The sequence below is a fragment of the Candidatus Tisiphia endosymbiont of Dascillus cervinus genome, assembly GCF_964026405.1.
Taxonomy (GTDB): domain Bacteria; phylum Pseudomonadota; class Alphaproteobacteria; order Rickettsiales; family Rickettsiaceae; genus Tisiphia.
In genome coordinates this window covers 540,633-563,979 of the sequence record NZ_OZ032146.1, presented here as the reverse complement: position 1 = coordinate 563,979, position 23,347 = coordinate 540,633, and the positions used below count along the sequence as shown (strand labels likewise).

The 23,347-nt window shown below is 33.6% G+C and carries 17 protein-coding genes and 1 pseudogene; 10 read left to right on the top strand and 8 right to left on the bottom strand.

The features are described 5' to 3' along the window. The first annotated feature begins 11 nt into the window (after positions 1–11). Entirely contained in the window at positions 12–3,197 is a 3,186-nt protein-coding gene (gene ileS, locus AAGD19_RS02770) for an isoleucine--tRNA ligase (RefSeq protein WP_341748245.1), read from the top strand. A gap of 170 nt (positions 3,198–3,367) precedes the next feature. Here ileS and AAGD19_RS02765 read toward each other — a convergent pair whose 3' ends face one another. The 4 genes from AAGD19_RS02765 to AAGD19_RS02750 form a co-directional block, all read right to left on the bottom strand. Further along, positions 3,368–3,811, bottom strand: coding sequence for a hypothetical protein (locus tag AAGD19_RS02765; protein ID WP_341748244.1), 444 nt, complete (start codon positions 3,809–3,811; stop codon positions 3,368–3,370). A gap of 387 nt (positions 3,812–4,198) precedes the next feature. Continuing rightward, positions 4,199–5,959, bottom strand: a complete 1,761-nt coding sequence (locus tag AAGD19_RS02760; protein ID WP_341748243.1) for a class I poly(R)-hydroxyalkanoic acid synthase — start codon at positions 5,957–5,959, stop codon at positions 4,199–4,201. A 238-nt stretch (positions 5,960–6,197) separates the two neighbouring features. Beyond that, positions 6,198–7,688 (bottom strand): UbiD family decarboxylase, encoded by a 1,491-nt coding sequence (locus AAGD19_RS02755; protein ID WP_341748242.1) that lies wholly within the window; start codon positions 7,686–7,688, stop codon positions 6,198–6,200. Continuing rightward, positions 7,685–8,767: an LptF/LptG family permease gene (locus AAGD19_RS02750; protein WP_341748241.1), complete on the bottom strand. Its 1,083-nt coding sequence runs from the start codon at positions 8,765–8,767 to the stop codon at positions 7,685–7,687. Before AAGD19_RS02750 ends, AAGD19_RS02755 begins: the two co-directional genes overlap by 4 nt. A gap of 525 nt (positions 8,768–9,292) precedes the next feature. On the opposite strand from AAGD19_RS02750, the gene AAGD19_RS02745 reads away from it, so the two are divergent. From AAGD19_RS02745 to AAGD19_RS02735, 3 genes are read left to right on the top strand one after another with little or no spacing between them, the layout of a single operon-like run. Beyond that, a complete protein-coding gene (locus AAGD19_RS02745; RefSeq protein ID WP_341748240.1) occupies positions 9,293–9,760 on the top strand; it encodes a hypothetical protein in 468 nt (155 codons plus the stop codon). Next, entirely contained in the window at positions 9,672–10,229 is a 558-nt protein-coding gene (locus tag AAGD19_RS02740) for a tetratricopeptide repeat protein (protein ID WP_341748239.1), read from the top strand. The genes AAGD19_RS02745 and AAGD19_RS02740 overlap by 89 nt, the downstream gene beginning before the upstream one ends. Then, the gene (locus AAGD19_RS02735; protein WP_341748238.1) at positions 10,229–10,606 is read left to right on the top strand and encodes a hypothetical protein; all 378 of its coding nucleotides are present in this window, start codon (positions 10,229–10,231) and stop codon (positions 10,604–10,606) included. The genes AAGD19_RS02740 and AAGD19_RS02735 overlap by 1 nt, the downstream gene beginning before the upstream one ends. A gap of 396 nt (positions 10,607–11,002) precedes the next feature. Here AAGD19_RS02735 and tgt read toward each other — a convergent pair whose 3' ends face one another. The 3 genes and pseudogenes from tgt to AAGD19_RS02715 form a co-directional block, all read right to left on the bottom strand. Continuing rightward, the gene (gene tgt, locus AAGD19_RS02725) at positions 11,003–12,088 is read right to left on the bottom strand and encodes a tRNA guanosine(34) transglycosylase Tgt (RefSeq protein WP_341748237.1); all 1,086 of its coding nucleotides are present in this window, start codon (positions 12,086–12,088) and stop codon (positions 11,003–11,005) included. 2 nt (positions 12,089–12,090) lie between these two features. Beyond that, positions 12,091–13,321 (bottom strand): annotated as a pseudogene (locus tag AAGD19_RS02720) (acetyl-CoA C-acyltransferase). A gap of 277 nt (positions 13,322–13,598) precedes the next feature. Then, positions 13,599–14,588 carry an alpha/beta fold hydrolase gene (locus tag AAGD19_RS02715; RefSeq protein ID WP_341748236.1) on the bottom strand — a complete coding sequence of 330 codons (990 nt, stop codon included), beginning with the start codon at positions 14,586–14,588 and terminating at the stop codon, positions 13,599–13,601. A gap of 170 nt (positions 14,589–14,758) precedes the next feature. Between AAGD19_RS02715 and AAGD19_RS02710 the strand changes: the two genes are divergently transcribed. The 6 genes from AAGD19_RS02710 (at position 14,759) to AAGD19_RS02685 (ending at position 22,025) form a co-directional block, all read left to right on the top strand. Then, a complete protein-coding gene (locus AAGD19_RS02710) occupies positions 14,759–16,258 on the top strand; it encodes an Npt1/Npt2 family nucleotide transporter (protein ID WP_375331860.1) in 1,500 nt (499 codons plus the stop codon). A 254-nt stretch (positions 16,259–16,512) separates the two neighbouring features. After that, the gene (locus AAGD19_RS02705; RefSeq protein ID WP_341748235.1) at positions 16,513–16,764 is read left to right on the top strand and encodes a CopG family antitoxin; all 252 of its coding nucleotides are present in this window, start codon (positions 16,513–16,515) and stop codon (positions 16,762–16,764) included. A gap of 17 nt (positions 16,765–16,781) precedes the next feature. Further along, positions 16,782–17,054: a hypothetical protein gene (locus AAGD19_RS02700; protein ID WP_341748234.1), complete on the top strand. Its 273-nt coding sequence runs from the start codon at positions 16,782–16,784 to the stop codon at positions 17,052–17,054. Between the two features lie 361 nt (positions 17,055–17,415). Further along, positions 17,416–18,927, top strand: a complete 1,512-nt coding sequence (locus AAGD19_RS02695; RefSeq protein WP_341748233.1) for a leucyl aminopeptidase — start codon at positions 17,416–17,418, stop codon at positions 18,925–18,927. After that, positions 18,917–19,735 carry a division plane positioning ATPase MipZ gene (locus AAGD19_RS02690; RefSeq protein WP_341748232.1) on the top strand — a complete coding sequence of 273 codons (819 nt, stop codon included), beginning with the start codon at positions 18,917–18,919 and terminating at the stop codon, positions 19,733–19,735. The genes AAGD19_RS02695 and AAGD19_RS02690 overlap by 11 nt, the downstream gene beginning before the upstream one ends. Before the next feature lie 64 nt (positions 19,736–19,799). Then, on the top strand, positions 19,800–22,025 hold the full coding sequence (locus AAGD19_RS02685; protein WP_341748231.1) for a Sca4 family protein: 2,226 nt from the start codon (positions 19,800–19,802) through the stop codon (positions 22,023–22,025). On the opposite strand, the gene AAGD19_RS02680 is transcribed toward AAGD19_RS02685, so the two are convergent. Further along, on the bottom strand, positions 22,022–23,266 hold the full coding sequence (locus AAGD19_RS02680; RefSeq protein WP_341748230.1) for an AmpG family muropeptide MFS transporter: 1,245 nt from the start codon (positions 23,264–23,266) through the stop codon (positions 22,022–22,024). The two genes, AAGD19_RS02685 and AAGD19_RS02680, sit on opposite strands and share 4 nt — an antisense overlap. Positions 23,267–23,347: the final 81 nt, after the last annotated feature.

Genomic DNA, 23,347 nt, shown 5'->3' with positions numbered 1-23,347 from the left:
AAGATTACAACATGACTAATAAATACTACCAAGATATCCAATCTAATGCCGATTTTCCAACGATTGAAAAAAAGATTTTAGCTTATTGGCAAAAGAACAATATTTTCCAAAAAACGATAGATGCTAGACCATCAATAAATAATGGGCAAAATAATGAGTTTGTATTCTATGATGGACCACCCTTTGCTAATGGTCTACCGCATTATGGTCATCTGCTAACTGGTTTTATCAAAGATGTTTATGCACGCTATCAAACTAGCAAAGGCAAAAGAGTCGAGCGACGCTTTGGTTGGGATTGTCATGGACTCCCTGCCGAAATGCAAGCAGAGAAGGAATTAAGTATTTCTGGTAGAACGGCCATTATCAATTTTGGTATTGATAAATTTAACGAACATTGTAGATCATCGGTCATGAAATATGCTGATCAGTGGCAGGAATATGTCAATAGGCAAGCAAGATGGGTAGATTTCAATAATTCCTATAAAACCATGGATAAAGCTTTTATGGAATCTGTGCTGTGGGCTTTCAAAGAATTATATAACAAAGGACTTCTATATGAATCAATGAGGGTAATGCCTTATTCTTGGGCATGTGAGACACCTTTGTCTAATTTTGAAACAAGGCTAGATAATTCATATAGAGAACGAACTGATAAGGCGGTTACGGTAAGTTTTGTACTTAATGAGAAATTGCCAAGTTCTGTACCCTATAATGAGTACAGAATGCTGGCATGGACTACAACACCATGGACTTTGCCTGCTAATTTAGCATTGGCCGTTGGACCAAATATCGAGTATGTTCTAGTGCCAAATGGCTCTGTTTGTTATATTTTGGCTAAATTTGCTTTGGCTAAATATCAGAAAGAATTAGGGCTTAGTGATGAACAAAATTATGATATAATTGAAGGTAAGTATCTATTAAATCTCACTTACAAGCCATTATTCGATTATTTTGCCAATCATCCAAGTAGCTTCAAAGTTCTCTCCGGAGATTTTGTTGTTGAAGGAGACGGTACCGGTATCGTTCATATGGCTCCAGGTTTCGGTGAGGAAGACCAAATTCTTTGTGCAGCCCATGGTATAGAACTAGTTTGTCCTGTAGATAATGCTGGAAAATACACCAAAGAAATTTTTGACTTGGCTGGTATGCAAGTATTTGATGCTAATGATCCAGTTATTATTAAGCTCAAAAATCAAGGCAATTGGTTTAAAACAGAGCAATATATTCATAATTATCCCCATTGTTGGCGTACTGACACCCCTCTTATATACAAAGCCGTTCCTTCTTGGTATATAAAAGTTACCGAATTTAAAGACAGAATGGTAAAACTAAATAAACAGATTAATTGGATTCCTTTGCATGTCAAAGATAATCTATTTGGTAAATGGCTAGAAAATGCTAGAGATTGGTCAATTAGCCGAAATAGATTCTGGGGTACACCGCTACCTGTATGGAAATCAGATGATCCGGCTTATCCTAGGATTGATGTGTATGGATCAATAGAGGAGTTAGAAAAAGATTTTGGGGTTACAGTTACCGATTTACATAGACCTTTTATTGATCAACTAACTAGAAAAAATCCGGATGATCCAACCGGTAAATCAATGATGGTTAGAGTAGAAGATGTCTTTGATTGCTGGTTTGAAAGTGGCTCTATGCCTTATGGACAAGTACATTATCCATTTGAAAATAAAGATTGGTTTGAAAAGCATTTTCCTGCCGATTTTATAGTGGAATATTCAGCACAAACACGCGGTTGGTTCTATACTTTAATGGTACTGTCAACAGCCCTTTTTGACCAACCACCTTTTTTAAATTGTATTTGCCATGGGGTTATATTAGACAACACCGGGCAAAAATTATCAAAGCGTCTGAATAATTATGCTGATCCGCTAGAATTATTTGATAAATATGGTTCTGATGCTCTAAGAGTTACCATGCTCTCTTCCAATGTAGTCAAAGGTCAGGAACTGCTGATCGACAAAGGCGGTAAAATGGTTTATGAGAGCTTACGTTTATTTATCAAGCCCATTTGGAATGCTTACCATTTCTTTACTCTGTATGCTAATAGTGATCAGATAAAAGCGGAAAGCAACTTTAATTCTCAAAATGTGCTAGATCGTTATATCTTATCAAAACTAAAAATATCAGTAGAAAAAATCCAGTATGGGTTAGATAATTTTGATACTCAAATATCTTATAATAATGTCGGCAATTTTTTTGAAGTATTAAATAATTGGTATATTAGAAGAAGTAGGAATCGTTTTTGGAAAATTGAAAAAGATCAAGATAAAGAAAATGCTTATAATACCTTATATAGTTGTCTTGAAATAATGTCTATTGCTCAATCTAGTTTACTACCATTAATTTCTGAGGAAATTTATTTAGGACTTACAAGGCTAGAAAAGCAAGGAGGCAGTGTTCATTCAGCGGATTTTCCTAAACTTGATATGATAGAAGTCGATTATGATTTAGTCAGCATCATGGATCAAGTATTAGATATTTGTAGTAATGCTTTATTCATTAGAAGTAACGAAAATATCCGGGTTCGGCAACCACTGAGCAGTTTAACGATCATTAGTAAAAATAATGAATTACTAGTAAAATTTGAAGAATTAGTTAAAGATGAGATTAATGTTAAAAAGGTAATTTATAAAGATGATGTAGAAAATCATGCTGATTACAAATTATCGATTAACTTCCCTAATTTAGGAAAACGTCTACCTCATAAAGTCAAAGATATCATAATAGCTTCTAAAAAGCATCAGTGGCAACTGATGCATGAGCATCTAGTAATAGCAGGAGAAACATTAAATCAAGATGAGTTCTCTCTAGTTTTAGAACCTAAAAATGTTAAAGGTATAAGACATGCAACTAAATCTTTAGCTAATAATCATGGACTAATATTAATATTACTGGATTTAGAAATAACAAAAGAACTATACGAAGAAGGTATTGCAAGAGATTTAGTACGCTTTATTCAACAAGCGAGAAAAGATGCCAATTTTGCCATGAATGATAGAATCTTCCTGGAAATCATAGGCAAACCGGATTTTATGCAAATAGTTGAGCAACATAGTACATTCATTCTTGAGCAAACCTTAAGTGAATTTGCTAGCGATTTCACGCCAGAATATATGACTAATATTGAATTAAATTCATACATAACTATAAGGGTAGCAAGAGTGTCTAAGTAACCATAGTATACTCGGTGAACTTCAAGAATTGGCGTCGTCATGTCTAAAGATATCCGCTGCTCACGTACTAATTACGCTCCGCTGCTCGACTTTGACACTCCTAGCTCTTCTTGAAGTTATACTATCGTCTACCAACTCTTCATTTACGAGAAGTATATTATTCATCTGTATTAAATATTTAATTGTTCATTACCAAATTTATAATGGTTTTTACAATAAGTAGCAGCCACGTATAAAAAATAATCATCCTCTATATTTACTTTTTTCAAGAGTACTTTTTTATAGGATCTTTCGTAAGTAGTAACGGTAATTAGACCGGCAGATGACAAAGTACCAAGTACAGACCAAAGTAGAGTGTTAATTGTTGTATGCCGTATATCTTCGTTAATGAGGATGGTGACAGGCTTATTATTGCAGCTCATTACTCGGCGGATTAACTTACCAAAAGTACTGTGGTCATAAGACCCTTTTAATTCGATAATTTCAACTATTATTAATCCATCTTGTTCACTAGTAGCACTAACATCATCTCTAAGTTTTATATCCTTAGGATGGTCATAAGCCGGATCAAAAAAGATGATTGCTTCAGAAGGTAAAGTTGTTGTGTATGTCATAGCAGTATCCCCTTTATGATTAAACTTAAAGTTATTAAGTTTTAACCACCAAAGAATCTTGATAGATTACTTTGGCGATTGGGGAGTTAGTAAAACCGCTTAAGAACAGTTACGATAGCCTTTAGGCTTAAGGTATAAACCTTAAGCCCTGAACATAGCTAGCATCTCCCCGACCATGAGATCGAGGAACATCATTTTTGGCTGATGACTACCATCTTAAGTTAAGGGTTACTACACCCCAAAGTAACTTTACAGTTACTTCATTTTTAATTCTAAACTATACTCCTATAAAGTCAATAATAGAAAAACTTATGCGAGGATAAAAAAGGTATTACACACAATTTACGCGAAACTCTTGAAATCATAGCAGTATACTTATATCTGAGATTAGGTAACTATTCTTTTATGAGCATATTTGCCGGGGGCAAGTTCGATGGATTTTAACCTATCATAATCTATCGATTTTATTAACTCACCACTATTATCTTCTAACCAAGTAAGCCAGTAAGACCACCATGATCCTTGATGCTCGTCAGCATTAATAAACCATGATTCACTAGTCAAGGTTAAGTCTTTATTAGTTTTATAATTATATTTAGACATTGCAGGAGGATTAACCACCCCTGCAACATGTCCAGAACTTGTAAGACAAAAGGTTTTGTTACCTTTTAATAGTTTTAATCCTTCATACACCGATCGCCACGGAGCTATATGATCGTCATTTGCAGCAAGGAAAAAAGAATTACAGTCAATCTTGCTCAAATCAATTGGCGTACCAAATAATGATAAGTTACTCGGTTCTTTTAATAAATTATTTAGATACATATTACGTAAGTAGTAGCTATACATATTAGTTGGTAAATTCGTTGGATCAGCATTCCAATATAATAAGTCAAATGGCATTGGAGTTTGACCAAGCAGATAGTTATTAACAAAAAACGACCATACTAAATCATTAGCTCTTAGCAAACTAAAGCTATTCGACAAATAACGACCATCAAAATATCCTTTAGAATTCATTTCTTGTTCGATCATGGCAATCGATGACTCATTGACAAAAATACTTACTTCCCCAGGATTTTTAAAGTCTAAAAGGGTAGTAATAAAGCTGACACTATTAATATAATTTAAATTATTTGCCTTCAGATAAGCAACAGCAGTTGCAAGAAAAGTTCCACCAATACAATAACCAATAGCATTAATATGGTTATATCCAAACCGCATTATATATTCACAAGCTTCTAAAACTCCTTCTTTTACATAGTCCTCAAAACTTTTATCAGCTAGAGTTTCATCGGGATTAACCCAAGAGACCATATATACTTGAAAATTATGTTCGACAAGAAATGCTACCATTGAATTATGTTCAGATAGATCAAGTACATAGTATTTATTAATACAGGGTGGAATTATAAGTAATGGTATCGCCCGTGTTTTTTGCTTAGGTTCATAACATATTAACTGTATTAATTGATTCTGAAAAACAATTTTTCCTTTAGTAGTAGCTATATTTTTGCCAAGTAAAAAAGCATTATTATCGGTAGTTTTTATATTTAATATATCACTAAAATTTCTTATATCTGCAAGAAAGTTCTCTAAGCCTTGAACAAGATTCTGACCACCTGTTTCCAAAATTTTACTAAGAACTATCGGGTTACCAAAAGCAAAATTTGACGGAGAGAAGGCATTAATAAATTGATGCGTCATAAATGCCAAATGTTGTTTAAGGTCAGGTGCTAGTTCATATTGTTCGATATTATCCTGTAACCATTCTGAAGACATTAAATAGAACTGCTTAACAAAATCAAAATACGCATTATCCTGCCAAGCTAAATCCTTAAACCTTCTATCTTTACTATTTGGTGAAAAAAGAGGAGTGGTTGATTTCCCTACAAATTTCTCTACTGAATTTATGACAAGATTCTGAAATTTCTCAACATACTGAATATTTAGTTGCCAAAATTTTTCAGGATTTTTTATAAATTGTTCACTTAAGCTTGATAATATAACTCTATTTTTATCCATATCAATAAGAGATGCAGGGATCATGTTCCCCCTGCCCTGCATAAGACAAAGTATTATCTCTTGGTATTTATCACTAACTTTTTTTATATTTTTGATTATTTCATCACTAGAAATATTATCCACTATATCCAATTCCAATTCTTCAAGTCATTTGAGTATACTCGGTGAACTTCAAGAATTGGCGTTCCCGCGACCAAAGATCGAATCTGCTCCGTTACTCATGTACGCTACGCCGCTCGACTTTGCTACTGCCTAGCTCTTCTTGAAGTTATACTATCGTCTACCGACTCTTCATTTACAAGCAGTATATATAATATATACTATAAATTTCTAACACTAAGTGTTTTAAGAAAAAATTATTTCAAGTTTTTGCGGATATACCAAGCATATCCCAAATTTTGTCAATCTTTTCAACGACTTCACTAGTCATTTCTATTTTCTTACCCCAAACTCTATTAGTTTCTGGGACTATTTTATTAGTTGCATCTATTCCCATTTTACTACCAAGGCTAGACACAGGTGAAGCAAAATCAAGATAATCTATTGGTGAATTATCGATAAAAGTAGTATCCCTAGAAGGATCTACCCTAGTAGATATTGCCCAAACCACTTCCTTCCAGTCACGAATATCTATATCATCATCTACCACAATAATAAATTTTGTATACATGAATTGTCTTAAAAATGACCAAATCCCCATCATTATTCTTTTTGCATGACCTGCATAAGCCTTACGAATAGATACCACAGCAACTCTGTAAGAACAACCTTCAGGTGGTAACCAAAAATCAACGATCTCTGGAAATTGCTGTTGAATTATCGGAATAAACATTGCATTTAATGCTTCACCAAGTATAGATGGCTCATCTGGGGCTTTACCAGTATAAGTACTTAAATATATAGGTTGTCTTTTCATGGTAATAGTCTTAACATTAAATACTGGAAAATATTCAACGTCATTATAGTAACCTGTATGATCGCCAAATGGTCCTTCTGGTAGATACTCATCAAAACTTACATGCCCTTCAATAACAATTTCACTATGAGCTGGCACTTTCATATCTATACTGACGCAATTTACCAGTTCAATTGACTTACCTCTTAATAATCCAGCAAAATTATACTCAGACATATTATCGGGTAACGGCATAACAGCAGCCATAGTCACGGCAGGACTTGCCCCAATAACCACTGCAGCAGGGAAAGGATCAATCTTTGCTGATTGCCAACGCTTATGTTGTTGAGCTCCACCTCGCATTTTAAGCCAGCGCATAATAAGTTTGTTACGTTCTACTACTTGCATTCGGTATATACCAAGGTTAAAATTATCTATTTTTTCTAAGCTAGGTCCTTTTGTAACAACTATTGACCAAGTAAGTAGTGGTGAAATATCAAGAGGCCAGCAGGTTTGTATCGGCAATATATCAACATCAGGATCATTAATTATCACTTCTTGACAAGGAGCTTTTGACAAAATCTTGGGTGACATAGCCAATATTCTTTTGGCGAGTGGCCACATAGCAAAGGTTTCTTTAAAGGAAGAAGGTAGTTCTGGTGCTTTAAGAAAAGCTAGCAATTCACCAAATTTCCTCAACTCTTCTGTATTTTTTAAACCAAGTCCTAAGGCAATCCGCCGCGTGCTGGCATATAAATTAGTTAAAACTGGCATATCAGACTTAGTCCCATCATCTCTAATAACATTTTCAAACAAAAGAGCAGGACCATCTTTTTTTAAAACTCTTCTACTGATTTCTGTTATTTCAAGGTTAGATGATACAGGATAAGATATACGATTTAGGAGACCATTTTGCTCTAAAATTTTTAGGAATTGTGGTAAATCTTGAAAACTCATATAATTTTACGAAAATATAAATACAGGCTTAAAATAATAGAGATAATAATGTTAGCATAACAAGCAAAGATAAAATTTGAATCTTTAGAAGCAAGATTTTGTAATACAAAGTGTAAATATGTGATAATTATTGCAGAAAGTGCTGTAATTAGAATCTGCCTCAGACTAGATTTTTTATTATAAGGCTGTCTTAAAAAAACCGACAATGTTAGAAAAACAAGTACAAAATTATACATTGGCCAAATCAATCTTTGGTGTCCCTCAGCAACTAATTTAATCTTTCTCTGCTTTGATAGATTATTGTTGGGTTTTAATAATTCATGAATATAATATTCATTGATTTCTCGACTATACTCATCCTTTACCAATCTTTTAGCATCATTACTGACTAATTCTACTGTTAGAACATCAAATGATAAATTAGTTAAATTACCATTATAGTCATATACCTGCCTAACTCCATCTTTTAGTTGAAAAAACGAAGAGCTGTTGTGTATTTTAAATATCCCCGATCTAGAAAATAAAATTGCATGATTATCATGTTTACGATTATCAAAAAGGATTAAATCTTTCATAGTACCATCAGCCAATTTTTTATCAAAATAAACTGTGATATCTTTAGAAATTGTATTAAATGTCTTCTCATCTAGTAGAGTGGATGCATAATTATTTTTCATGAAATTAAGATCTGATTTAAGCTTTGCATAAGATAATGGCAATAAACTAATCGAAATATAATAAGCAAATAACGTAACTGTCAAAGCTACAATCAATGCTGGACTAGCTAGTTGTATATTACTTAATCCCAAATTTTGCAGAATAATTATCTGACGCCTCTCACTTAAAGCATTATAAGTATAAATAATAGTGATAATAGTTGCAAAAGGTAGCAAAATAAATAGCAAAGATGGAATAACTAAAATAATTAAATTTAAGAAATCCTGAGCTTTTATTCCTTTATCAATTAAGTACAAAAACTTTAATATCTGAGTAATCCATACAAGGCTAGTGATCGAGAAAATAATTATCACCAAGGATGGTACAATATTTCTTATTATATAACGTTTATATATTAACATTCTGTAATCATTTATAGTCTTTCAAATATGTATACTCAAATGATTTGGAGAATTGGATTTGAAAATGAAGGACGAGCACACGCAAGCAGTACATGAGGTACGTGAGTATGCGAGTTCCTGATATTTTTAAAAAACAATTCTTCAAAGCAGAAGAGTATACTCGAATGAGTTATCACAGTACTATTATCTACCAAATCCATGTAGTATACTATAAAATTTCTATCCACTAAGTTAAAAAATACAATTATACCTTCTGCTTTAAAAAATTATTGTTTTATAACCCATTAAGGTTCTATATAACTCATTCGTTGCCACCTAAAATGCCTCCTCGCTAATAGCGGAGTAATGCTAGTCAGGGTAACTATAAAATATCACTATGTTATTTTTTATCAGCTAGCCAGGGTAGCTTTGCAACTAAACCTTGACTTCTATATAAAAAAGCTATTTTATCAATTTAGATAGTTTATATTAACTATTTTGTTAAACTGAATATTAATCAATATTATTAAATAGGAAACAATTTTTATGAAATATTTCGCTCCTTCTCACCTTATTACCACATCTCTTGCTCTACTTTCTTCTTTAGCCTTGCGTTTAGCTGGCACATTTCCTACAGGAGAAAATACAACTATAGCCAAAGCTAGTAATAATTCTTCCGGATTAGCTATAACACCAAATCAACATACGGATTTTACTAACCAATATTTTGACGAAGCATCTATAAAAATAATTAAAGAAGCTGCTTCACCTGCACATAGTAACAATACAGCTGAGCAACTTATGTTAGTTGCAGGATACTCATCATATACTAGAGATAATGAAACTCCAGTAAACGGAGATGACCTTGTCTCTTTATTTGCAAAACCTACAGATAACTCCGATGCAGTTCATCATAGAGGTAAACGTGGTGTGGGGGGATATATCAGAAGTACAATCCATTACTTTGTCAAATCAGAACTGTTTTGCAGTTGGAGTGGAAATACATCCCGCTAACGGGCATATAGAATGGAGCGAGTTACATAAAAAGTGTTATAATGAACCTTGCCACAAAGGTCAATTATTTGTTTCAAGCGATGAAGGAACCAGCTTTAGTTGGGGGCGTGTATTAAAAAAGCTAGAGGTAAGAAGTGTTAATAACGGACAAATGGCAGAGATAGAATTCTCACATCTGACTTCTTCTTGGACTCACAAGCAGAGTTATCCAGTTTATCACACATGTAATTTGCCACTTTCACCACGTTATCAACATTTAAATGAGTGCAATAGATTGAGTTCTGCTGGTAAATATCAAGAAGCTCTAACAGAATGCAACAAGGCTCTTGAGGTAGATCCAAATTTTATACAAGCCCTTGAACAGAAAGCTGCTCTAGAAGAATTACTAGCAGCACTTACTACCATTGAGCCATCTCCCCCCCTAGCTCTGCAGAAAATTCCACTCCTACAGCGAACTCTACCACTATAATGGAAGAAAATACACCTACCACTATAACGGAAGAAAACACACCCAACCTAGAACCTCATAATGCTCCATTTAATAGGGGTTCTGTTCCTACAGCAGCACCACACGAACAAACTACTAAAGGTCAAGGATGGTCACTGAAAGATATATTGACAGCTGCAGGTTCAGCTACGATTGCAGTAATTACGGTAGGTGGTATTGCTACTTATATTTACAACAAAGGTACTGCTATTTACCAAATTTGCCAGGAATATTGTAGTAAAACAGAAGAACTATCACTTTCAAAAGAACCATACTCTACATTTGTTTTTTTAGTACCTAATGTAGAAGACATCAATTTAATGGGTGGAGATGCAGATTCATCAGAAGCGGCACTATAAGTTGCAAAAAGAACAGTAGAAATATTAGACCTCTTTCGAAACTCGCTTGTGCTGAGGGATTTGAAGGAGACGCTTCACCTCGAACCGCAGCGTACTCTAATGTACGTGAGGATTCGAGTACCGCATCGACGTACAAATCACCAGCAGAAGTAGAGTTTCGAGAGAAGTCTATTGTTAAAAAAGCAAAGCACCAATACTATAGCTAACCCGTTAAGGTTCTAGATAGCTACTCGCTAATAGACATTTAGGAGCTTATAACAATATACTCGATGAAAATCAACAATTGCGTTGTCGTTGTCCAAGACCTGCGGTGCTCACGTACTAATGTACGCTGTGCTCCTCGGCTTGGACACTTCTAGCACTTGTTGATTTTGATCTTCGTCTACCAACTCAGAACTAATTGATAAAATCAAAGTCTTTCCCTTGCTGAATATATTGTCTTATTCTTGACATTAATTCTTGGAAATACACCAAATTATGCCACGTCATAAGTACCGCCCCTAGAATCTCTTTTACCTTTACCAAATGATGTAAGTAAGCTTTATTATAATTTTTACATGCTGGGCATGGACAATCATATTCTAGCGGTTCATGATCGCTACTATATTTACTATTGCGAATATTTACTATACCATATTTGGTAAAAGCTTGACCATTCCGACCCGAGCGGGTTGGAATAACGCAATCAAACATATCTACTCCCCTTGCAACCGCACCAATAATATCATCTGGTTTACCAACCCCCATAAGATATCTTGGCTTATATTTAGGTAACAAATCCGGAGCATAGTCTAACACATTGAACATTAGTTCTTGCCCCTCACCTACTGCTAGACCTCCGATAGCATACCCTTCAAAATCTAATTCTACCAAATTTTGTGCTGACTGAACACGTAACTCCTGATATATACTCCCCTGTACAATACCAAATTGACCATAACCTTCTCTTTGAACGAAGGCTTTTCTTGACCTCTCTCCCCATCTAGATGTCAATTCCATAGATGATTTTGCTTGCTCAAATGTTGCAGGATATGGGGTACATTCATCAAACGCCATAGTAATAGTGCTATCAAGAAGATATTGTATCTCAGTTGCACGTTCGGGAGTTAACATATGCTTACTACCATCAATATGAGAGTTAAAAATTACACCTTCTTCGGTAATTTTACGTAATTTCGATAGGGACATGACCTGAAAACCACCTGAGTCAGTAAGTACAGGCTTTGACCAGTTCATGAATTTACGCAAGCCCCCAAGCTTAGCAATTCTTTCAGCAGTTGGCTGCAGCATTAAGTGATAAGTATTACCAAGTACTATATCAGCTCCGGTAGACTCCACTACTTCGGGTAACATGGCTTTTACCGTACCTTTCGTACCGACTGGCATAAAAGCTGGGGTACGTATCTGACCGTGCCTAGTAGTAATAACACCAGCTCTTGCTTTTTTATGTTGAAACTTTAAGTCAAATGAAAATTTTTGCATTATTAATTTACCTTTTCAATACACATAGCTATCCCCATCCCCCCACCTATACAAAGTGTTGCTAGCCCTTTTTTCGCGTTAATTTTTTGCATTTGATGAATTAATGTTACCAAGATTCTTGCCCCACTTGCTCCTATTGGATGACCAAGAGCAATAGCCCCTCCGTTCATATTGACTTTATTAATATCCCAATTCATCTGTTGATTTACATAAATAGCTTGAGCGGCAAAAGCTTCATTAGCTTCTATTATGTCCAAATCTTCTACTTTCCAACCAGCTTTGTCCAAAGCCTTATTCGATGCTGGTACTGGACCTGTTCCCATAATATTTGGTTCTACCCCTACTTCAGCATATGATACAATTCTAACAAGAGGTTTTAGATTATATCTCTTTAATGCTTCTTCAGATACTACCATTAAACAAGCTGCTCCATCATTAATAGAAGAAGCATTACCAGCTGTTACAGTACCTTCTTTGTCAAAAGCTGGACGTAGTTTAGCTAGAACTTCTAATTTAATATCAGCTCTAATTCCCTCATCTTGATCAAATATTAATGTAGCTTTTTGCATCTTAACTTCTACTGGTAAGATCTCGTCTTTAAAACGACCTTCTGCTTGTGCTTCACGTGCTTTTTGGTGTGATTTTAGTGCAAACTCATCTTGCATTTCTCTAGTAATATTAAATCTTTTAGATATATTTTCGGCGGTAATTCCCATTAAATTATTAGAAAATACATCGGTCAAACCGTCATACTGCATCAAATCTACCATTTGTGTGCTACCTAACTTATGACCAGCACGAATATACGATCCATGTAAACCCAAAGACATATTTTCTTGCCCACCAGCTATCACAATATCATTATCACCTGCAATAATACTACTTGCTGCTAAACATACCGTTTTTAACCCAGATCCACATACTTTACAAAACTTACGCTATTTAGAACCTTACATAGCGTAAGTTTTGTTTATTAACTGTGAAGCCTGTAACTTCTTTAGGTAATCCAGCTTAGATTAGAGCTTGCCTAGCAGGATTTTGTCCTACGCCACCAGTGATTACCTGTCCCATTATTACTTCATTAATAATAGCTGTATCTAGTTTACTATCTTTTAAAATTGATTCTATAATGATAGCTGCAAGTTTAGTTGCTGGAATTGATCCTAAGCTTCCTAGCAGAGATCCTACTGCTGTTCTTTTTGCATGAGTTATATAAACTGCCTTTTTACTCATCGAGTATACTCCACATTCTATGATTTTAATAAGTTGGTAGACGATAGTATACTCAAATGATTTGAAGAATTGGATTTGAAAATTAATGGTGAGCAAGCGGAGCGTACATATAGTACGTGAGCATGCGAATCCATGATATTTTCAAAAAACAATTCTTCAAAGCAGAAGAGTATATAACTTCAAGAAGAGCTAGGCAGTAGCAAAGTCGAGCTGCTAGGCGTACATTAGTACGTGAGCAGCGAAGATCTTTAGACACGACGAAGCCAATTCTTGAAGTTCACCGAGTATACTCCTTAAATAAGATATCTAAATTGTTATTAATCAAATAGCTAATATGACCACTTGGTACTTCGAAGATCATAGATTCTCTAAATAATTTGTGTAAGGATAACATAGATGATTTTGGTGCTATTTTGTCATTACTTGCAATTATTTGATATACTGGTTTATTTATTAATGTCGGATCAATGGTGATATTGTTGACTTTCCATTGAAGTTTTGCAAGCATATTATTGCCTACTACATCATCCATAATTTGTATATATGTATTTCTAGACAAAGCAGTTCCAGACATCAACCAATTTTCTACTCTAAAAGATAAATCTCTTATTTTTGGTACAGTTATGGTAAAAAATTTATCAAGTTTTGTACTGAAATAATTTGGCATTAATAGGAAAAAAAGAATCTGAATATGTAGTTTAGGAATCATTGGCAAATTTCGTACATAATAATCTAGACCAAGATATTGGTATATATTCCTTGCTGTAGCAAAATGGGAGAAATCCCAAGGTGTTGAAAGTAATGTTAATGTTCTTATCATGTTTGGTACTATTATAGTGGCTGCCATTCCTATAATACCACCGATGCAGTGTCCCACTAAGTCTATTTGATACTTTTTTTGTCTTAAATTGCTAATAATTTCAACTACCCTCTTTACGTAGTCTTCTAACAAATAATCAGCTTCATCAACTTCAAACCAATCAACTAGAAACACCTCACCACAATGTCTTAAATTATCAACAAAGCTTTTTGATTTAGCTAAGAAAAGAATTTCCGGGGAGTTAAAGATCGAAGGAATAACTAAGAATATTCTTTTTTTACTAATAATGCAATCTTGCGATGCCAGTGTTTTATAATATAAAATTTGATAATATTTTGTTTTAGTTATTTTTTTACCCAAGGAACAATACTTATTACCCAATAAATATTTTGATGAATAATCACTATATTGATCAAAATATTCTTGATATTTGTCATTGTCCAACATATTTTTATACACTACTAATTACTAGGGATCAATTTAAACATCTTGACATAGGGAGGCTAATAATATATAAGTTCCTAACTTTCTTTGGTTTTCATAATAGCCTTAAGCCATTATAGAGAAACTCTTGAACATGTCCTCAAGTTTTTTTTTTGTCTTAGGGAATCCTTATTATGACTAGTATACAGTCAAACTTATTTAAAAGCAAATTCAGAACTATATTTTGGCCTATCCATAATCATGAGCTTGGAAAATTCATACCTATGTGCGGTCTGATGTTCTGTGTCCTATTCAATCAAAACATATTAAGAATTTTAAAAGATAGTATTTTAATTTCAGAGATTAGTGCTGAAGTAGTAAGTTTTACTAAAGTTTATTGTGTAACACCTGCAGCAGCTTTATTCGTTATAATCTATGCTAAGATGCTTAATCATTTTAGTTTTGAAAAGATTTTTTGCTATTTAATCACTTTTTTTGTTGGATTCTTCATTCTTTTTGCTTTCATTATTTATCCAAATGTCGATATTTTCCATATTAGTCCAAATTCACTAGAACAAATTATGGGAACTTATCCTCATCTTAAATGGTATATAGCTTTAATTGGTAATTGGAGTTATATGGTTTTCTATACATTATCTGAACTTTGGCCAAATATCTTTTATGTTTTACTTTTTTGGCAGTTTGCTAATGAACTTACTACAACAGAAGAAGCAAAAAGGTTTTACACGCTTTTTTCATTATTTGGCAATTCTTCTTTAATATTTGTGGGCTTTTTGATGATGAACTTATCATCTGAGAACAGTATTGCTAAATATTTTTTAACCGTATCGGACAACAAAACTACACTTATAAAAATATCAACAAGTCTCGTGGTAGTTTCTGCTGTTATATCATGTTTACTTGTAAAATTTATTACCAAAAATGTTTTTACAAATCCAACATTTTATGCAAATGCTAAAAGTGGTAGATCTACTAAAGAAGGCATGGGTTTAATTGAAAGTTTTAAATATATAACAAGATCAAAATATTTATGGTTAATGCTAATTTGCTCTGCTGCCTTTGGTTTATCAATGAATTTGGTAGAAGCAGTATGGAAAGCAAAAATTAAGGAATTATACCCCACTGTTAATAGTTATGCAGAATTCAATAGTCTTTACATTCTTTGGACTGGAGTTGCTATTATGGTAATGACTATAATAGGCAATAATATAATGCGTAGCCATGGCTGGTTTGTTGCTGCAGTAATTCCGCCAATTGTCATGATGATTACTGGTATATTGTTTTTTATCTTAATCGTATTTGACCACCAAGTATTATCGATATTTGATAGTAGCATTCTCATGACACCCTTAGCTCTTGCGGTGTCAATTGGTGCTTTACAAAACATTCTAGTGAAAGGTAGTAAATATTCAATTTGGGATACCTCAAGAGAAATGTTATATATTCCTCTTGACCAAGAGCTAAAGACAAAAGGTAAGGCAGCTGTAGACGTCATTAGCTCGAAGGTTGGTAAATCTTCGAGCGGGTTAATACAGTCAATTATTTTCACATTAATACCAACAGCCACTTTTAGCTCTATATCACCATTTTTAATGGTGGTATTTACCATTGTTTGTATTGTATGGATTCACTCGGTAAGAAAAATATACTTTGAGTATAAAAAAATTGCCTAGCCTACTTCACTATGCATACTCAGGTAGAACTTCAAGAATTGGCGTTCCCGCGACCAAAGATCGAAGCTACTCACGTACTAATGTACGCTCTGCTGCTCGACTTTGCTACTGCCTAGCTCTTCTTGAAGTTATACTATCGTCTACCAACTCTTCATTTACGAGCAGTACACTATTGTTCGCTTATCGAATTCGCGTATAATGTATTGACATAGTATGTACTATTTATTATTATATTAAATAAAATATATGAAACTATGAGCTACAAATTAGATAAATATGAGCAGGATATAGAGATTAATTTTGAAGAACAACCTAGTATTAAAAATCAAAATGATATTAAACTATTTCAAAATGCAGCTAAAACACACCTAAAGAGAAAGTATCCTATTACTATAAGAGTAGCTGAGCAGGATATTGAAGCTATAAAAATTAAGGCTTCAAAACTTGGGTTAGCATATCAAACATATATTAATATGTTAATTCATAAAGAAGCCACAAAATTGTAGTTGTTAGGTAGTTTAAGTTGATTAAATTTAGATATAATTATGAAAATAATTCAAAATTGTTGCTTGAAAGAGGAATAGGTTTTGAAGAAATAATTCAATCTATAGCAGATGGGAATCTATTAGATATAACTAAACATCATAATCAAGAACAATATCCTAATCAGCAAATTCTATATGTAAGGATACTAACTGAAATATATGCTATACCTTATATAAAAGAAGATGATAACACTATTTTCCTGAAAACACTATTTCCAAGTAGAAAAGCAAGAAAGAAATTTTTAGGTTAAGGTTTATAGGTAAAATTATATTCAGACAAAATTAAATCTAATTTAAAAGAAACTAATTAACCTCAAGTATCGATGTAATAAATTGATAGTAAGCTCAGTATCATCACCCTTAGAACATCGAGGACTATTATACCTACTTAAACTTGCACACTTGGCAATATTTATTTTTATATACTCTACCACAAAAAAATAATTGAAATTAATCACTTTTCTACTTAGTGGAAGATAATTTTAGAATATAATATTTAAAGACTTAAAGAATTACTTTATTAATTAGTGGGTTTTTTATATACTTCCATTATTCAGATTATTACGCTTACAAAAAGAATATATAAAATTAGCCTCTCAAAAATAGGAATTTATGCTCAATAACATTAACTTTATAAGTAAAGAATTATCAAATAATCAAGCAACTGTAGTTTTTATTAACGAACAACTAAAATTAGACAATGAGTTATTGCTACTTGACCAACAACATCATGGTTTAATTTCTAAAACTATTCAGAATAAATTAGTATTTGCTGGAAAATTTGGACAAATTAAAATTGTTAATTCTATCGGTAAGGATGGAGAGATAAGATATTTAATTATAGTTGGTATTGGTGATGAAACAAAACTAAAGACCTCTTGTATTGAGGAGATCGGGGGAAAAATTTTATCCAGTAGTACTTGCTGTAAAATTAGAACTATTGGTATAAAAATCTCTCATAATATTGGACAATATGAGCCAGCTATTGTAGCTTCTCTTATAGCTAGCGGCTGTTTGCTTGCTTCATATAGATTTGATAAATACAGAACTACCCAAAGTGAAGGAGAGAAATTTGTTGTAGATTCTCTGGAGATTTCTATAGATGACAAGTCTAAAGCAGAAGAATTATTTAATGATAAAAAATCATTGGCTGAGGCAGTATTCTTTGCTAGAGATATGATAAATGAACCATCCAACATCAAAACCCCTCAATCTTACTCCGAAAAAATATTAGAACATCTTGAACCATTGGGAGTTGAGACTATTATTATCGGTGAAAGAGAAATGAAAAATCTTGGCATGGGGGCTTTACTTGGTGTTGGACAAGGTTCGCAAAATGAATCTAAACTTGTAGTAATGCAATATAATGGTTTGGATGATGATACCCCGCCTGTAGCTTTCGTTGGTAAAGGAGTTACTTTTGATAGTGGTGGGATTTCTCTTAAACCAGCAGCCAATATGGGAGATATGAAATATGATATGGCTGGCTCAGCCGCAGTAGTTGGAGCAATCATGGCTTTGGCTAGTCGTAACGCCCAAGTTAACGTGGTCGGGGTAGTTGGTCTTGTGGAAAATATGCCATCAGGTAATGCTCAACGACCAGGAGATGTGGTAACCACTATGTCCAAAAAAACAGTGGTGGTGGATAACACTGATGCAGAAGGTAGGTTAGTCCTGGCTGATGCAATTTGGTATACTCAAGAAAAATTTAAACCTCAATGTGTCATTGATCTTGCTACCCTTACTGGATCTATCGTTGTTGCTCTTGGCAAAACTTATGCTGGATGCTTCGCTAATAATGATGAATTAGCTAATAAGCTAATAGAGGTTGGTAATAAAGTTAATGAAAAATTATGGCGTATGCCTCTGCATAAAGATTTTGATGAGATGATAAAGTCTGACATTGCTGATCTTGCCAATATTGGTAATGTCCCTGGAGCGGCTGGTAGTTGTATGGCAGCTCAATTTATAGGAAATTTTATTAAGGAAGGTATGGTTTGGGCTCATCTTGACATTGCTGGTGTTGCCTATAATAAAACAGGTAATCCTCTTGGCCCCAAAGGAGCAGTAGGTTATGGTGTAAGGCTTCTTAACCAATTTATCCAAGATCACTATGAAAAATAATCAAGCAAATCAAACAAATCGTATTTTTGTAGTTGGTAATGAAAAAGGTGGAGCGGGTAAAACTACCTGCTCCATGCATCTAATTACTGGCTTATTGTATAATGGTCATACGGTAGCTAGTATTGATACTGATTCACGTCAGGGTTCTTTAACAAATTATTTAAAGAATAGGGATGACTATAATCTAAAGAATCCGGGTAATCCGGTTAAAACCCCTCAGCATTTTCATTTGACCGAAAGTCAAGAACAAGTTGTTGGAGCTAAGGAAGAGGATGAGAAAACTAGGTTTGAACAAATAATTGAACAGACAAAAAATGCTGATTATGTAGTAATCGATACGCCAGGAAGTTACTCTTTTTTATCGAGATTAGCTCACTCTTATGCTGATACGGTGATTACCCCAATTAATGATAGTTTCCTTGATTTTGATGTACTAGGTAAAGTTAATGCTAACAATTTGTCAATTATTACTCCGTCAATCTATAGCCAAATGGTTTGGGAACAAAAAATGCAGAAGGCTAACCGTAATGGCGAAACAATTAATTGGATTGTAATGCGTAATAGATTAAGCAACTTGGATGCAGTAAACAAAAGGAATGTTGCTACTTCTCTTGAACAATTAGCAAAAAGAATTAGCTTTAAAATTGCCCCAGGCTTTAGTGAAAGAGTAATTTTTCGGGAATTATTTTTACAAGGATTAACATTACTCGACTTAACAACAGCTAATCATGGAAAAACACTTAGTATATCTCACGTAGCTGCTCGACAAGAATTACGAGATTTCTTAAACTTTCTTGAAATTATTTGAGTGTATAATCAATATAACCATTAGTTCGATATCGAACTGAAGCAAAAAAGTCCAAGAGGATAATATGACAACACCATTGATATCAAAATTTATCGGTTGGAATTATTTGGCAAAGAAATCACTTGGAGCTAATGATGGTGGAGAATTAGGAGGAATATACAAAAGTTCTGATGACCTTCTATCCATGATTAAAAGTGAAGGGGATTCTCGAAAAAATATATCAGAGTTTTTGGGTTCGCAAATTTTTCAAGCAACAAATCCAAATCATGGAGCTAAAGTTTCTCTCACTGTACCTGATCATCTTACCGAAAAAGTACATCAGGAAGGAGGACTTCAAAGTGATGGCTCTGAGGTATATGTACGGTCTGAATTTTTTAAGAATTATAGTGGTGACATGTATGTAGATATGGATAAACACATGTCTACAAAAACTAAACCAAGTGGTTGGCTTCGAAAAGATAGGGGAAGACCGATTTTCATGGGAACAAGAGAACTATTATCTAATACTTTAAGCAAAGCTTTTGAAGAACTTCATTATAGTTCTTTTGATAAAATAGCTCCAACTAGCTTATTAATAGGTGACTTTGATATTCATACAGGTAACATAGGAGTTATAAGAGACCCCGAAGATTCTACCATTCTTCCCAAACTAGTTCGTATAGATTTTGCTGGAAGTCTTGACCAATTAGAGGATAACATCCATCCATATTCTTGGTCTAGACATCTACCATTACTAGGCCCAACTAACCATTTTAGGGAATTCCCAAGTAAATTAAGTCATAATGATTCATTTGTAAAAGGTTTACTTGATACTGCACAAGTCGATTTAAATAAGACTATCGATGACAGTTTTGCAGAATTATCAAAATATTATAGTGACAAAGCACTAGCAAATTGGGCAAAAATGGCAATGAGTCAAAAATTTAAGAATATCCCCCTAGAAAACATAAAGGTTGCCGATATTAAAGATGCCTTTAAGGAAACTATGCAAAAGAGGCAACAATCATTAAAAGAGTATGGGTTGCAAATTAAATTGGGTCTTTTAGTAACAAAAGGAAAAATTAACACACCAAAATTACGAGAATTAGTCCAAGAACATCCCGATTATTTTAACAATATAATCAACCAAACCAAAAAATTAAAATTAAGAAAAGAAAATAAAATAGAGTATATTTTAGGCTATAAAGCTCGAGAAGTATTATTAATTAAAGAAATAGCAAAAATATTACAAGAAGAAAAACAGCTACTGACCAAAAAAACAAGCGATCTCGAACCATCTATGCAAATATCTAGAAAAGCACTAGACGTTATGCTGACTCACGAAACAACAACTACTAATGTTCAATCCTCAACCTCCAAAGTGGATTCTATAACATTAGCCTTTAGACAAGAAATTATTGCCAAACAACAAGCACTATTACAACACGTCCTTGCTGAAGCAAATATTAAGACGGATAAAGGAGTTGCAATTGCAGGTCTTGCTACTAATTCTCAGGAATTTAAAGAGTTTGTAGAAAATAACAACGGATTAATACAAAAGGCTTGGGCTGCCCCCAGTGTAAAAGCAAATATAGCACAAGCCATGAATGATGAAGTACAAAGTTATGCTAAAGTCCTTCAGGCTAATCATTTTAAACCTTTAACTTGGAACGAACAAGAAACAGTAACAAACACAACCTCTACTAGGTCAAGGGTTATTAAAGTCAAAGATGAAGAATTATTTAAATTAATAGAAACTAATATAAAGACCTATAAGAAAGTAATGTTAGAAGATGGTGTAACAGAGAGAGAGATTAGTAATTATCGAAATATTAATCTACCATTAACAATCAAGCCCTCTAGTACAGCTGTCCATCTTTCATTCCCGGTACAAAACGAGAAAGGTGAAAATATTGCAAGCTCGAAAGCACTTTATTTTACTGCTCACTATAACGAGCAAGGAAAACTAGTGGAAATAACCAACCCATTATCACTAAAGTTTGCTGGGGATGATAAAGATGCTATAGGATATATACAAAGAGGGAATAATATCTACACTATCCCTGTAACCAAAGGTCAATATGAAGCAATGGTACAAGAAGTAGCAAAAAATAAAGAAGGTAATATCAATATGTCACAAGCTATTATTCCCCTTGAGGCAAGCGACTCTATAGGTGAATTAACGCAGATTCAGAGTAGCTTAAAACATCATGTGAACAACACTCCACCTGAAACAAACACAGCAGTATCAAAAGCACAAAACACATTATCCCGACAGCAACAACGTAATAGAACTCATGGTTACATTTAATATTTCATTTTTGCTTTTAATAGTGAGCTGATTTTTAGTAGCAGAAGTAGAGAAGGAATTGTGATTATAATAATAAATGTAAAAAAGCTTTTCCATCCAAATTGTACGACAACATATCCTGAAAGAGCTGGAAAAATCGATCTTGAAAATCCCATCATAGAAGAGAAAAATGAATATTGAGTGGCACGAAATTTGCCTGTGCATATTGAAGCTATAAAAGCAATGTAAGCTGTCATAGCCATCCCGCAAGTTATACCTTCACAGACTGTGGTAATAAAGAATAATGGTAGATTTTTGCCATAAATCTCATGCACAATAAGTAAGGTATGTGCGATTGCATGAATTACGCCAAATATCAGCAAGCTATCTAAGATATTCTTTTTTTTCATCACTAAGCTGGCTATTAGTCCGCCAATTATTGTAGATATTATGCCAAAGAATTTCCCTGCACTGGCTATTTCAAATTCGTTATAACCAAGATGTATTAAGAAGGGGTTCATCATCATAGTAATAAAATCATCTGGTAATCTATATAAAATAAGGAAAACTATTATTAAAAAGACTAAGGAAAAAGACCCTACAGGTCTTAAGATATTCTGTACAAAGTTTGAAATATTTATTTTATGATCTGGATAAGTTTTTGAAGCTAAGTCGTGTTCTAACCGCAAGATACTTGTAACCAAAATAGCAGAACAAACAAGTACAGAAATGGCAAAAATTTTATATATATTATTCCATCCTAAATAGCTTGACAGATAGATAGCTCCAGAACTTGAAATTAGCATACCAATGCGGTAGCCAAAAATATAAATTCCAGAAGCTGCTCCTTGAGATTCTTTTGCAATAATTTCGGTTCTGAAAGCCCCTAGGATACTATCTTTAGCTGAACTTAAAAATGATATTATCAAGCCTACTAGTGCAAACAATATTAGACTGTGGTGAGGATTCATGGTACTTAAAAGAAAAATAGTAAATGCCAACAAAATCTGGATTAGACAAATCCAAGATAATCTATGACCAAGCAGTTTACTTAATTGGCCTAAATGTATAGTGTCAAAAATAGGAGCCCATAAAAAGTTAATAGAATAGGGCATTATGATAAAAGCAAACATACCAATAGATTGTAAGTCAATATTTTCCTTGGCAAACCAGTAGTTTAAAGTATTACCTGTAATCATTAAGGTAAACCCGCTAGTTAGTCCAAATAACCAAATAACGAATAATTTTAAAGGAGTTAACATAAAATTAATATTGGAAAAAAGTTAGAATATAGTAATAATTTTTTTATACAAGCTAGATTTCTCTACATCTATGCTAAGGCA